The 12,545-nt window shown below is 67.6% G+C and carries 12 protein-coding genes; 7 read left to right on the top strand and 5 right to left on the bottom strand.

The annotated features are described in order from the left end of the window. Nucleotides 1-38: 38 nt before the first annotated feature. A complete protein-coding gene (locus AC3A35_RS12585; protein ID WP_487436448.1) occupies nt 39-2,144 on the bottom strand; it encodes a TonB-dependent receptor plug domain-containing protein in 2,106 nt (701 codons plus the stop codon). Between the two features lie 140 nt (nt 2,145-2,284). Here AC3A35_RS12585 and AC3A35_RS12580 point away from each other — a divergent pair, with 140 nt between their 5' ends. Further along, nucleotides 2,285-3,223, top strand: a complete 939-nt coding sequence (locus tag AC3A35_RS12580) for a hydrogen peroxide-inducible genes activator (protein ID WP_487436447.1) — start codon at nt 2,285-2,287, stop codon at nt 3,221-3,223. 145 nt (nt 3,224-3,368) lie between these two features. Continuing rightward, entirely contained in the window at nt 3,369-3,839 is a 471-nt protein-coding gene (locus AC3A35_RS12575; RefSeq protein ID WP_487436446.1) for a Dps family protein, read from the top strand. A gap of 60 nt (nt 3,840-3,899) precedes the next feature. On the opposite strand, the gene AC3A35_RS12570 is transcribed toward AC3A35_RS12575, so the two are convergent. From AC3A35_RS12570 to AC3A35_RS12560, 3 genes are read right to left on the bottom strand one after another with little or no spacing between them, the layout of a single operon-like run. Further along, nucleotides 3,900-5,198, bottom strand: coding sequence for a TRAP transporter large permease (locus tag AC3A35_RS12570; protein WP_487436445.1), 1,299 nt, complete (start codon nt 5,196-5,198; stop codon nt 3,900-3,902). 10 nt (nt 5,199-5,208) lie between these two features. Then, on the bottom strand, nt 5,209-5,742 hold the full coding sequence (locus tag AC3A35_RS12565) for a TRAP transporter small permease (RefSeq protein WP_487436444.1): 534 nt from the start codon (nt 5,740-5,742) through the stop codon (nt 5,209-5,211). A gap of 49 nt (nt 5,743-5,791) precedes the next feature. Next, entirely contained in the window at nt 5,792-6,781 is a 990-nt protein-coding gene (locus tag AC3A35_RS12560) for a TRAP transporter substrate-binding protein (protein ID WP_487436443.1), read from the bottom strand. 148 nt (nt 6,782-6,929) lie between these two features. Here AC3A35_RS12560 and AC3A35_RS12555 point away from each other — a divergent pair, with 148 nt between their 5' ends. From AC3A35_RS12555 to AC3A35_RS12540, 4 genes are all read left to right on the top strand, one after another. Then, entirely contained in the window at nt 6,930-7,469 is a 540-nt protein-coding gene (locus AC3A35_RS12555) for a winged helix DNA-binding protein (protein ID WP_487436442.1), read from the top strand. Between the two features lie 19 nt (nt 7,470-7,488). Continuing rightward, nucleotides 7,489-8,250 carry a 5-oxoprolinase subunit PxpB gene (gene pxpB, locus AC3A35_RS12550; protein ID WP_487436441.1) on the top strand — a complete coding sequence of 254 codons (762 nt, stop codon included), beginning with the start codon at nt 7,489-7,491 and terminating at the stop codon, nt 8,248-8,250. Further along, a complete protein-coding gene (locus AC3A35_RS12545) occupies nt 8,247-9,305 on the top strand; it encodes a 5-oxoprolinase subunit C family protein (protein ID WP_487436440.1) in 1,059 nt (352 codons plus the stop codon). Before pxpB ends, AC3A35_RS12545 begins: the two co-directional genes overlap by 4 nt. Before the next feature lie 197 nt (nt 9,306-9,502). Then, the gene (locus AC3A35_RS12540) at nt 9,503-10,276 is read left to right on the top strand and encodes a LamB/YcsF family protein (RefSeq protein WP_487436439.1); all 774 of its coding nucleotides are present in this window, start codon (nt 9,503-9,505) and stop codon (nt 10,274-10,276) included. 106 nt (nt 10,277-10,382) lie between these two features. Here the strand turns inward: AC3A35_RS12540 and AC3A35_RS12535 are convergent, their stop codons facing one another. After that, a complete protein-coding gene (locus AC3A35_RS12535) occupies nt 10,383-11,153 on the bottom strand; it encodes a TerC family protein (RefSeq protein ID WP_487436438.1) in 771 nt (256 codons plus the stop codon). 152 nt (nt 11,154-11,305) lie between these two features. Here AC3A35_RS12535 and AC3A35_RS12530 point away from each other — a divergent pair, with 152 nt between their 5' ends. Then, complete coding sequence (locus AC3A35_RS12530; protein WP_487436437.1) at nt 11,306-12,469, top strand: sugar diacid recognition domain-containing protein; 1,164 nt, start codon at nt 11,306-11,308, stop codon at nt 12,467-12,469. Nucleotides 12,470-12,545 lie beyond the last annotated feature (76 nt).

Genomic DNA, 12,545 nt, shown 5'->3' with positions numbered 1-12,545 from the left:
TGGCGCCGGGTCAAGCCCCGGGGTGAGGGTAGCCGGATTCAGAACGGCGCGCGGACCGAGAGGTGGACCTGTGGCTCCAGCGGGTTCGCCGCCTTGTCGCCACGGTATTCGGGCAGGATTTCGACCGGGCGGTGGATCAGCTCCTGATGCCTGCCGAGGAGATTGATCGCGCTCAGCCGCAGCTCGAGCGGCTGGGGGCCCAGGCGGATGCTGCGCGCGACGCTCAAGTCGAGCGTGGTGTAGGCCTCCACCGTGAGCCGCTGAGCATCGGCAAAACCGGTCGCGGCGTCGGTCGGCCCCATGCGCAGGACGCTCAGCGTGGACTGCCACGGGCCCAGCCGCTGCAGCCAGGTCAGGCTGGCCACATAGGGGGCGACGCTGCCATTGACCGCAGGATCGTCCGCCCGGGCGCGGATCATGGTGTGATTGAGCAGGAGCTGGCCGCCGGCCCAGGGGTGGACGCGCAACTGGTATTCGAGGCCGGTCAGGCGGACGGTGCCATGGGCGTTCTCCCAGCGCGTACCGGTGAGGATGCGCTGAAAGAAGTCGGTCGGCAGGCCGATGCCCGGGAGCGTGTTGCCGGGCGCAAAGGGCGCGGCCCGGCGGACGATGTAATCCTGCACCCGTTCGTCGAACAGGCGAACGTCCAGACTGCCGCGACCGCCGGGCAGCAGGCCGAGAAACCCGAGTTCGAAGGCGTCGATGTGTTGGGGCCTCAGTGCGGCGTTGCCCTGGTGGCGGATCTGCAGCACGCCGTAGGCCGGATGCACGATGCGGACGTCCGCGCTGCGCTCGAATAGAGAGGGCTGGCGCCAGCCGCCGGAATATCCCGCGCGGAAGGTGCTGGAGGGGGCGGGCTGCCAGTTGAGGAACAGGCGTGGGGCAATGCGCGCCCGGTCGTCTTCGATATGCTCGACCATGGCGCCGGCATTCCATAGCCAGTGGCGGGCCATTCTCCACTCGGCATTGCCGAACACCCGCCATTCATTTTGACTGCGCCGTTTGCCGTCATGGAACAGGGCGCTGGAGTCCAGCGAGTCGTGTCGCCATTCGCTGCCCCACAGCAGCTGCAGAGTGTCGGACCGGCGCAGCCGGTGCTGGAGTTCGACGTTGTTGCGCCGGCTGGCGCGACTGTTGTTCACATCGACCAGCAGACGCGGTGCCGTCAGCAGGGTCGAGATCAGTGCCGGATATCCGCCGAGCGAGCCCTGCAGGTTGGCACGGGAATCGACCCGCCATGCATCCCGGGCATGTTCGCGATTGTGGTACCACGACAGCGACCACTCTTCGTCCGTGCTCGGGGCGCGTCGCCAGCGCAGATGCAGATGACTGTTGTCATGGGTGGCGGTGCGCGGTGCACTGGCGTCGAAGAGCACGCCGCGAAAGCCCTGTTCCCGGCTACCCTGGCTATGACCGGCGACGATACCCAGTTCGTCGATGTCGCTCAGCCGCAGGTCGCCGCGGAGGTTGACGATGTCGATCCGGCGTCCGTCGTCGAGCCGTTCGGTGCCGTCGTCCTGCTGGTGTTGGGCGGTGATGCGCAGACCGAGGGGACCCCCGGTCGTCACCAGCCGGGCGGTGGCATCGGCAATGCCATCGGTGCCGAAGTCGACGGTGGCCGAACTGCCTGGTTCCGCAGCCGTGTGGCGGGTCAGGATGTTGATCACGCCGAGGAAGGCATTCGAGCCGTAGGCAGCGGAATCCGATCCACGCACGATCTCGATCCGGTCGATATCCTCGGTGCTCAGCGCCAGCGCACCCCAATCCGCACCGCCAAAAAAATACGGCGTGTAGACCGAGCGGCCGTCGACCAGAACCTGCATCTGGTTCGGAAAATCGGCGCCGAGGCCGTGATAGGTCACCCACTGGTCGTTGCCCCGCTCCTGCGCAACCTGCATGCCGGGCACCAGGCGGAACACGCGCGCAAGATCGCGGTATCCGGTCGCAGCGATCAGATCGGCGTCGATCACGCTGACCGCGGCCGGCGTGTCCTGCTGCGGCTGCGGCAGGCGCGAGACGGTGAGCACGACCGGAAGCGACTCGAAAAACGATGTTTCGCCTGCGGCGGGTGCCGCCGCGACGGTTGCAGCGAAGCCGGCGAGCAGGCATCCTGCAACTCGGCAGACGAAGAATCTGACAGCCATCTTTATATTGTTCGGGTTTTTCCGTTTTGCGCCGAAGTATATCCTTTAGCCGATTTCCTATGCCGGATCGCTGAGCGCGGACCCCCGCCTTCCGCATGGATCGGAGATCAGAACCGCGCTTTCCAAGCTCACCCATCGCCATGACCCTGACCGACCTTCGCTACCTCGTCGCGCTTGCCCACGAACGCCATTTCGGCCGGGCGGCCGAGAAGTGCCACGTCTCGCAGCCGACGCTGTCGGTCGCGGTCAAGAAGGTCGAGGAGGAACTTGGCATCCAGCTGTTCGAGCGCAGTGCATCCGAGGTCAAGATTACCGAGACCGGCCGCCGCATCGTCGCCCAGGCCGAGAAGGTGCTGGTCGAAGCGACCCAGATCCACGAGATCGCCTCGGCCGGCAAGGACCCGCTGGCCGGACCCCTGCGGGTGGGCGTGATCTACACGATCGGCCCCTATCTGCTGCCGCGCCTGATCCCGCGTGTCCATCAGCTGGCCCCGCGGATGCCCCTGATCATCCAGGAGAACTACACCACCCGGTTGGCCGAGGCGCTCAAGCGCGGCGAGCTCGACGTGATCATCATCAGCCTGCCGTTCGAAGAGGCCGGGGTCGTGACCCAACCGGTGTACGACGAGCCGTTCCGGGTGCTGCTGCCGGCCGCACACCCGTGGACGGCCGAAACGAGCATCGATCCCGAGCACCTCGCCGACGACCAGTTGCTGCTGCTCGGTGCCGGCAACTGCTTCCGTGACCAGGTGCTGGAGGTGTGTCCGCACTGCCGCAACGTCGGTGGACTGCAGCGCACACTCGAGGGCAGTTCGCTCGAGACCATCCGCCACATGGTCGCCACCGGCCTCGGCGTCACCGTATTGCCCAGCTCCGCCGCCGACGAGCTGGGCGTGCATAACCCGCTGGTCGCGGTGCGCCCGTTCACCGAGCCCGAGCCGACCCGGCGGGTGGCGCTGGCGTGGCGGGTGACCTATCCGCGCAGCGGCGCGATCGACATCCTGCGCACGGCGATCTTCGAGAGCCAGCTGCCGGGTGTGCGACCGGTCGGGCGCTTGCCCTCGTTCGAGCCATCGTGAGCGTTCGTTACCACGATCGGAATAGGCTCCGCTGATCCCGCGGATATGGCGAGTCAATTGGATCAATGCAATCGAAGGGCTTAGGATTCGACCATGGCGATCGCATCGCGATTCGTCCCGACAACCAGACTCCGAGGAGCCAAGCATGGAAATCGATATCGGTATCAACAAGACTGACCGCGCCCAGATTGCCGACGGTCTGTCCCGTCTGCTGGCAGACAGCTACACCCTGTATCTCACCACGCACAACTTCCACTGGAACGTCACCGGGCCGATGTTCAACACCCTGCACCTGATGTTCGAGGGGCAGTACAACGAACTCGCGCTGGCCGTCGACCTGATCGCCGAGCGCATCCGCGCGCTGGGCTTCCCGGCGCCGGGCACCTACCGCGAGTTCCAGAAGCTCACCAGCATGAGCGAACCGGAGGGCGTGCCCAATGCGCAGGAGATGATCCGCCTGCTGGTGCAGGGCCAGGAGGCGGTGGTGCGGACGGCGCGCAGCGTCGCCCCGTTGGCCGACAAGGTCAGCGACGAGCCGACGCTGGACCTGCTGACCCAGCGCATGCAGGTGCATGAGAAGAATGCGTGGATGCTGCGCAGCCTGCTCGAAGGCTGATTCTTCGTCCGCCGCTGCAAATGGAAACGGGCCCGCGTGGGCCCGTTTCCGGTGCACGCTTCAGCCGATCATCTTCCCCGGAAGCCAGGTGACCAGGCCCGGGAACAGGTAGAGCAGCACCACGGCGAGCGCCATCAACAGGAAGTAGGGCAGCGCGTAGCGGGCAATGGTGGTGATCTGGCGTCCGCTCAGGCCCTGCAGCACGAACAGATTGAAGCCCACCGGCGGCGTGACCTGGGCCATCTCGACCACGACCACGACGAACACGCCGAACCACAGCGGATCGATGCCGGCCGTGTGGATGGTCGGCAGCAGCACCGCCATGGTCAGCACCACGATCGAGATGCCGTCGAGAAAGCAGCCGAGCAGGATGTAGAACAGGGCCAGCACCAGCAGCAACATGCCCGGGCTCAGGCCGAGCGAGCCGATCCACTCGGCCAGGTGGCGCGGCAGGCCGATATAGCCCATGGCCAGGGTGAGGAAGGCCGAGCCGGCGAGAATCAACGCGATCATGCAATACAGCCGGGTGGCACCCATCAGCGCGGCGATGAAGCTCGTGCGGGTGAGCGATTTCTGGCTGGCGGCGATGATCAGGCTGCCGATCACGCCGATCGCCGCCGCTTCGGTGGCGGTGGCGACCCCGCTGTAGATCGAGCCCAGCACGCCGCCGATCAGCACGATCACCGGGATCAGGTTGCGTGACGCGCGGATCTTGGCGATGAAGGTGGTTTTCAGGTCGGCCGGCGGAATACGGTCGGGATGCACCAGCGACCAGCCGATCACCCAGCCCATGAACAGCGACGCGAGCAGGATGCCCGGCAACACGCCCCCGATGAAGAGCTTGGAGATCGACACGTCGGCCGCCACCCCGTACACGATCATGATGATCGACGGCGGAATCAGCAAGCCGAGCGTGCCGGCACCGGCCAGGGTGCCAAGCACCATCGATTCGGGGTAGCCGCGGCGGCTGAGCTCGGGCATCGCGATCTTGCCGATGGTGGCGCAGGTCGCCGCCGACGAGCCCGACACCGCGGCGAACAGCGTGCAGCCGATGATGTTGGTGTGGAGCAGGCGCCCCGGCAGGCGCTCGAGCCACGGCGCGAGGCCCTTGAACATGTCTTCCGACAGCTTGGTGCGGAACAGGATCTCGCCCATCCACAGGAACAGCGGCAGCGCGGTCAGGGTCCAGCTCGAGCCGATGCCCCAGATCGCCACCGCCATGCCGTCGCCGGGCGCGCGGGTGGTGAAGCCGAGCATGCCGAGGATGCCGATCGCCATCAGGGCGAGGCCGATCCACACCCCACCGGCTAGCAGGACGAGCATCAGCCCGATGAGGAGTGCTGCAATGGTCAGGTCCATGATCTGTCCTTCATTCCATGCGCGCGGCTTCGCCACCGGCGCCGGCCAGCCGCCTGGGGCTGCGGCCGAGGGTGGTGAGTACGAGGGTGGTGAGTACGAGGTCGTCGACCAGCGCGATCAGCAGCACGACGGCGCCGATCGCCATCGACAGCTGGGGAATCCACAGCGGCGTGGCATCGACGCCCTGCGAGATCTCGTCGAATTCGTGGGATTGCCAGGCCAGCCGTACCGCATACCAGGCGAAGGTCGCCGCAACCGTGGTCCCGGCGGCGAGCGCGAACCATTCGAGTGCGGCGCGCAGACGCGGGCCGACGCGCTCGAGCACCAGGCTCACGCGAATGTGCTCGCCGTGCTTGAAGGTGTAGGCGAGGGCGAGGAAGCCGCAGGCGGCCATGGAGTAGCCGGCGTAGTCGTCGGTGCCGCGCAGGTAGATGCCGAGCGGGCGGCTGACGATACCGGCCGACACCATCACCAGGGTGGCCACCATGCCGACTGCGGCAAGGGCGCCGGCCAGGCGGTAGAGTGAATCGAGCAAGACTCTCATGGCGGACTCCGGACAAAAAAAGGGCCCGGCATGGCGGGCCCGTTCGGGATCATCTGCTGTTGCGGTAGGTGTCGAGAATCTTGCGGCCGTCGGCACCGGCCTTGTCGGCCCATTCGGCGGTCATCTTGTCGCCGACCTTGAGCAGATCCGCGCGCAGCGCGTCCGAGGCCGGCAGCACCTTCATGCCGTTGGTCTTGAGCTGGTCGACGTACCACGCGGTCTTTTCCTCGGACATCTTCCAGCCCCGGGTTTCGGCCGTGGCGGCGGCCTTCAGCACGGCCTGACGGGTGGCCGGGTCGAGCGCGTCGAACGCCTTCTGCGCCACGAACACGATGTTCTTCGGCAGCCAGGCCTGGACGTCGAAGAAGTAGTCGAGCTGTTCCCAGCTCTTGGAGTCGTAGCCGGTGGCCGACGAGGTCAGGTTGGCCGAGACCACGCCGGTGGAGATCGCCTGGGTCAGATCGGCGGCCTGCACGGTGACCGGTTGCGCGCCCATCAGTTCGATCATGCGCGCCACGGTCGGGCTGTAGGAGCGGATCTTGATGCCCTTGAGGTCGGCCATCGAGGTCAGCGCGGTCTTCGAGTAGAGGCCCTGCGGCGGCCACGCCACCGCATACAGCAGCTTGAGGCCGTTCTTCGCCAGCCGCGCCTCGACCGCGGTGCGCGAGGCCTGCCACAACTTCTGCGACTCGGCGTAGCTGGTGGCGAGGAAGGGCACGGTGTCGAGCGCGTACAGCGGGTCCTCGTTGGCCAGGCTGGACAGCAGGACCTCGCCGATCTGCGCCTGGCCGCCCTGCACCGCGCGCTTGATCTCGTTGGCCTTGAACAGCGCACCGTTGGGATGCACGGTGATCTTGAGCTTGCCGCCGCTGGCCTGCGCGATCTCGGTGGCGAACTGGTTGACGTTCTCGGTGTGGAAGTTGTTGATCGGGTAGGGAGTGGGCATGTCCCAGGTGGTCTGGGCGTGGGCGACGCCGGCGATGGCAAGGACGGCGAGGGGGCCGACGAGTGCGTTCAGGATGCGGTGTTTCACGGTCATCTTGATGGTCTCCGGTGAGGGGGCGGAACGATCGGGTGCTGAGGCGCAAGCGAACGACGGCAGCTGGTGAGGAAACGTCGTTGTTGAAAGACTGAGATTTTATCTATAAATTGTCAACAAATCGTAGATGACTTTATAGGAAAAGATGATGAAAAGGTCGACAGCTGGCTCGGGTCGGAACAGCGGGCGCATCGTTTCGTCCGAACATCTGGTATCGCCGAAGTCCCCCGAGCTGTCGGAGTTCGAGTTCGGGATGATCATTGCCTGGCATGCGTTTGCGCGCTGGATGATGCGCTGCATGACCGCGGTCGGGGTCAAGGACATGACCTCGATCGATGCACTGGTGCTGCATCACGTCGCCCATCGAGACACCGAGAAGCGCCTCGCCGACATCTGCTTCGTGCTCAATGTCGAGGACACCCACGTGGTGTCGTATTCCTTGCGCAAGCTGGCGAGCCTGGGCCTGGTGCAGAGCCGCAAGCAGGGCAAGGAGGCGTTCTTTTCGGTCACCGAGCACGGGCGCGAGGTCTGCCTGGCCTACCGTGACGTGCGTGAGTCCTGCCTGATGCCGGGCTTTACCGGCAGCGCCGAGGACAACGAACAGATCGGCGAACTGGCGCGCCTGCTGCGCACCCTGTCGGGGCGCTACGACCAGGCGGCAAGGGCTGCATCGACGTCCGTGCTTTGATACAGCAAGGAGCAAGCCAGTGAGCATTCGCATACTCGATGCGGGAGACGCGGCGTTCACCATCGAATTCGGGAATGTGATCGACCCGCAGCTGCTGGCCGCGGTGAACGCGCTCGATGCCGCGATCGCCCGCCTGCAGGCCGCCGGCGGACTCCCCGGCGTGCTCGAGACCATGCCCACCTTCCGCTCGTTGACGGTGTTCTTCGACCCGCTGGCGACCGGACGCGAGGCCCTGCTCACCGCCCTGCAGCCGCTGTTTGCGGCTGTCGGGCAGGGCGCCGCCGTGGATGGCCGGCACTGGCGCCTGCCGGTGTGCTACGAGGGCGAAGCTGCGCCCGATCTGGCCGCGACCGCACGCGCGATCGGGGTCGACGAGGCGGAGGTGGTCGCGCTCCACAGCGGCACCGAATACCTCGTCTACATGCTCGGCTTCCTGCCCGGCTTTCCGTTCATGGGCGACCTGCCGCAAGCCCTGCGCCTGCCGCGCCGGGCCGAGCCGCGCGTGCGGGTGGCGGCCGGCAGCGTGGCGATCGCCACCGGCTTGACCGCGATCTATCCGTGGGAAAGCCCGGGCGGCTGGCACCTGCTCGGGCGCTGCCCGGTGCCGCTGTTCGATTCCGCGCGGGCCTCGCCGTCCTTGCTCGCGGCCGGCGACCGGGTGCGTTTCGAGCCGGTGTCGATGGCCGAGTTCCAGCGTCTGGAGCGTGTGCTGCGCGCGGGCGAGTTCGACCCTACGCAATGGCTCGATGCCGCCACGGCGGGTGCGGAGAGCACCCGATGAGCACCCCGGCCGAACTCGAGATCCTCTCCCCCGGCGCCTATGCGTCGCTGCAGGACGGCGGGCGGCGCGGCTATCGGCGCATCGGCGTGCCCTGGGCCGGCGTGCTCGATGCGCGCCTGATGCGCATTGCCAACGCCCTGGTGGGCAATGCCGAGGGGGTGGCGGTGATCGAATGCTTCGACGGCGGCCTGCAGCTCGCCGCACGGGGTGCCCCGGTGCGGGTGGCGGTGGCGGGCGACGCGGTGATCGAGATCGAGACCGACGGTGGGCACCGACCCTTGCCCGCGTGGCGCTCGGTGACCCTGGCCGAGGGCGGGATCCTCCGCATCCGGCGGCTGGGCAGCGGTCGCATCGCGATGGTCGCGGTCGCCGGACTGGTGTTGCCGGCGGTGATGGGCAGCGCGTCGACGTATGCGCGCGCCGCGCTCGGCGGGCTCGACGGGTGCGCACTGGCGAGCGCCATGCGCGTGCCAGCCGCGCCCGTCGGTCCGGATCCCGAGCGCGTGCTGGCACGACCGCCAGCGGCCGATGGGGGCCCGATCCGCGTGGTGCCCGGTCCCCAGGCCGACCATTTTCCGGCCGCCGCGATGGAAGCCTTGCTCGGCAGCGAATACCGGGTGACGCCCGCGGCCGACCGCATGGGCATACGCCTCGACGGCCCGCAGCTGGCGCACCTCGGCGCGGCCGAGATCGTGTCCGACGCCACCGTGCCGGGCTCGATCCAGGTCCCTGGCAACGGCCAGCCGATCGTGCTGCTCGCCGATGCCCAGACCGCTGGCGGCTATCCCAAGATCGCCACCGTGATCGGTGCCGACCTCGCGCGCCTGGCCGCCTGCCGGCCGGGGCAGATGCTGCGCTTCGCTGCGGTCAGCGCCACCGACGGCGAGCGCATCGCGCGCGTGGCGGAAGTCGAGACCCGCGCCCTGCTCGCGGCCATCTGTCCGCTGGCGGGCGAAGGCGTGGACGTGGCGGCGCTCTATTCGGCCAACCTGGTGGGCGGCGTGGTGCATGCCATGGCGCCCGAATATCGCCCGCTGACCGGGGCGGATGACTGAGAGGGTGTGAAAATCCCGTACCTGCTGCGAGCGTGCCTGGCCGCCCCGTGCGGCGTTGCGGGGACCCCCGACATCGGGTTTCGTAGCCCGCTACGCGCCCCGGTTTCGTGCGCCCCGCGCCTTGCCGGGAACGGCCAGGCACGCTCTCGCCACGGCCCGGCATTTTTGAACCCTCTGAACCGATCGGAGACCCCGTCATGAAACAGATCAACCTGAATGCCGACCTCGGCGAATCCTTCGGCGCGTGGACGATGGGCGAGGACGAAGCGCTGCTGCAGGTGGTGCGCTCGGCCAATATCGCCTGCGGCTTCCACGCCGGCGATCCGCTGGTGATGCGCCACACCGTGCGCACCGCGCTCGCGGCCGGGGTCAGCCTCGGCGCCCATCCGGCCTACCCGGACCTCCAGGGCTTCGGCCGCCGCCAGATGAAGATGGCGCCGGCCGAGCTGGAGGCGATGGTGATCTATCAGGTCGGCGCGCTCGCCGGCATCGCCGCGGCCGAAGGCGGGCGGGTCACCCACGTCAAGCCGCACGGCGCGCTCAACAACCAGGCCTGCGAGGACGGGGCGCTGGCCGGGGCGATTGCACGTGCGGTGCGCGCGTTCGACCGCGAGCTGATCCTGCTCGCGCCGGTGCTGTCGGAACTGTACTCGGCCGGCCAGCGCGCCGGTCTGCGGGTGGCGGCGGAGATCTTCGCCGACCGCGCCTACACCGATGCCGGCACGCTGGTGCCGCGTGGCCAGCCCGGAGCGGTGATCCACGACCACCACCAGCTCGTCGCCCACGTGCAGCGCATGCTCGAAGCCGGCGGCGTGGTGGCGCAGAGCGGCAAGGTGTTGCCGACCGCGATGGACAGCATCTGCGTGCATGGCGACACCGTGGGCGCGGTGGCCAGCGCCCGCCAGCTGCGCACCGCGCTCGAGGACGCCGGCTGGCAACTGGTCACCCTGCCCGAACTGCTCGCCGACTGAGGCCGGCGCCGGCCGGTTTCAGGCGCAGCGTCGGGCCCACCTACCGGCTCCGGCGTGCCCCTGGCAGCGACCGCAGGTGCCGGCAGGGGCGTCGGAAGCGCCCGCGTCAGGCCCTTTCGGACGCGGCGTCCTTGTCCACGACATAGGGTTCGTGCAGGTTGACCGGCTTCGCTGCAGCCTTGCGCAGGCGGATGTTGAGCATTTCGACCAGCACCGAAAAGGCCATCGCGAAGTAGATATAGCCCTTGGGCACGTGATGGCCGAAGCCTTCGGCGATCAGCACCACGCCGACCACCATCAGGAAGGACAGCGCGAGCATCTTCACCGTGGGATGGGCGGAGACGAATTCGCCGATCGGCGCCGACGCCACCATCATCAGCGCGACCGAGGCCACGACCGCGGCGACCATCACCGGCAGGTTGTTCACCATGCCGATCGCGGTGACGATGGAGTCGAGCGAGAACACCAGGTCGATGACGATGATCTGCAGGATGACCGCGGTGAACGTGGCCTTGACCGCGCTCGAGGCTTCGCCCTCCTCGCCTTCGAGCAACTGGTGGATCTCGCCGGTACTCTTCCAAACCAGGAACAGGCCGCCGCTGATCAGGATCAGGTCGCGGCCGGAGACGCCATGGCCGAAGAGTTCGAACAGCGGCCGGGTGAGCCCGGCCAGCCAGGCGAGGACGGCGAGCAGGCCGATGCGCATGAACATCGCCAGGAACAGGCCGAGGCGGCGCGCGAAGGCGCGCTTCTCCGGCGGCAGCTTGTCCACCAGGATGGAGATGAAGATGATGTTGTCGATCCCCAGCACCAGTTCGAGCACGGTGAGGGTGAGGAAGGCGACGAGCAGCTGCGGGTCGGTGAGGAAGTCGATCATGGGGGCCTGGGCGAAGTGCACCACGGTGGGTGCGGGATACCATCAACGCGCCAGTGTAGCGTAGGGTTGAATTTCACGGATGGGCAGACTGACATGAAGCCGCGACGCTGCGCCCGCCTGTTCCAGCCCTCAAAGCCTGCCCCGAGATCACCATGATGCTGCAGCTCGATTCGCCGCTTGCCCAGTCCATTGTCGATCGCGCGATGCCGATCATCCACGGCAACGTAAACGTGATGGATCACCGCGGAATCATCATCGCCAGCGGCGACCCGGCGCGGATCGGCTCGCATCACGAAGGCGCGCTGCTGGTGCTCGCCCAGGGGCGGACCGTGGAGATCGACGACAGCCTGGCGAGCCGGCTCCGTGATGCGCGGCCGGGCATCAACCTGCCGCTGTATGCCGAGGGCAGGATCGTCGGTGTGGTGGGACTGAGCGGCGATCCGGACGCCATCCGCCAGTATGCCGAACTGCTGCGCATGGCCGCCGAGACCATGCTCGAACAGGCGCGGCTGATGCAGTTGCTGGCGCGCGACGTGCGTTTGCGCGAGGAGCTGGTGTTGCAGCTGATCGGCGCCGCGGCGGCGACGCCGGCGCCCGACGGTTGGGCACGCCGACTGGGGGTGGATCTCGCCCTGCCGCGCCTGGCGGTGGTGCTCGAGATCGGTGGTGGCACACTCGAGGTGGACGCGGCGCTGGCCGAGCAGCAGCGTCTGCAGACCCTGCTTGCGGCGATCGAGTGCGACCATCTGGCGGCCAGCGTCTCGCCCCGCGAACTCGTCCTGCTCATGCCCGCGTCCGATTCGCACGGCGTGTGCGCACTCGAGGTGCAGCGCAGGAAAGCCCACGCCCTGCATGCGCGTCTGCACGCAGGCAGCGAGATCGGCCTTCGCCTCGCCCTCGGCGCTTACTTCGCCGGGGCGCAGGGCATGGTGCAATCGTATCGCTCGGCGCGTACCACGCTGGATGTGGGCAGGGAGCACCAGCCGGAGGCGTCGGTGCATTGTTACGCCGATCTCACCTTGCCGGTGTTGCTTGCCGGACTGGGCGAGGGGTGGCAGGCCGACGAGCTGCGGCGTCCGCTCGAACGCCTGGCCGGGCACGATCGAGGCGGCCTGCTGCGCCACACTCTCGTCACCTGGTTTGCGCATGACATGAAGAGCACGGCCACCGCCCGGGCGCTGCACCTGCACCGCAATACCCTCGATTACCGGCTCGGCCGTGTCGCCGCAGCGACCGGTCTCGACCTCGATCGCCTCGACGACCGTCTGTTGCTGTATATCGCGCTGCAATTGCGCCATCCATCGGGCGATCTGTAGTTGCACAGTAAATCGACAGATTTTTCGAGGATGTTTGGTCAGGTGCACGAAGACTGATCCCTGTCCGGCGCCCTAT

The sequence above is a fragment of the Azoarcus sp. Soil_N_20 genome (assembly GCF_057656155.1).
This window is presented reverse-complemented; position numbering and strand designations above follow the sequence as displayed.

Excerpts from the sequence above, each read along its gene's own strand:
- AC3A35_RS12585 (WP_487436448.1), bottom strand. The coding sequence starts at position 2,144 with ATGGCTGTCAGATTCTTCGTCTGCCGAGTTGCAGGATGCCTGCTCGCC.
- AC3A35_RS12580 (WP_487436447.1), top strand. The coding sequence starts at position 2,285 with ATGACCCTGACCGACCTTCGCTACCTCGTCGCGCTTGCCCACGAACGC.
- AC3A35_RS12575 (WP_487436446.1), top strand. The coding sequence starts at position 3,369 with ATGGAAATCGATATCGGTATCAACAAGACTGACCGCGCCCAGATTGCC.
- AC3A35_RS12570 (WP_487436445.1), bottom strand. The coding sequence starts at position 5,198 with ATGGACCTGACCATTGCAGCACTCCTCATCGGGCTGATGCTCGTCCTG.
- AC3A35_RS12565 (WP_487436444.1), bottom strand. The coding sequence starts at position 5,742 with ATGAGAGTCTTGCTCGATTCACTCTACCGCCTGGCCGGCGCCCTTGCC.
- AC3A35_RS12560 (WP_487436443.1), bottom strand. The coding sequence starts at position 6,781 with ATGACCGTGAAACACCGCATCCTGAACGCACTCGTCGGCCCCCTCGCC.
- AC3A35_RS12555 (WP_487436442.1), top strand. The coding sequence starts at position 6,930 with ATGAAAAGGTCGACAGCTGGCTCGGGTCGGAACAGCGGGCGCATCGTT.
- AC3A35_RS12545 (WP_487436440.1), top strand. The coding sequence starts at position 8,247 with ATGAGCACCCCGGCCGAACTCGAGATCCTCTCCCCCGGCGCCTATGCG.
- AC3A35_RS12540 (WP_487436439.1), top strand. The coding sequence starts at position 9,503 with ATGAAACAGATCAACCTGAATGCCGACCTCGGCGAATCCTTCGGCGCG.
- AC3A35_RS12535 (WP_487436438.1), bottom strand. The coding sequence starts at position 11,153 with ATGATCGACTTCCTCACCGACCCGCAGCTGCTCGTCGCCTTCCTCACC.
- AC3A35_RS12530 (WP_487436437.1), top strand. The coding sequence starts at position 11,306 with ATGATGCTGCAGCTCGATTCGCCGCTTGCCCAGTCCATTGTCGATCGC.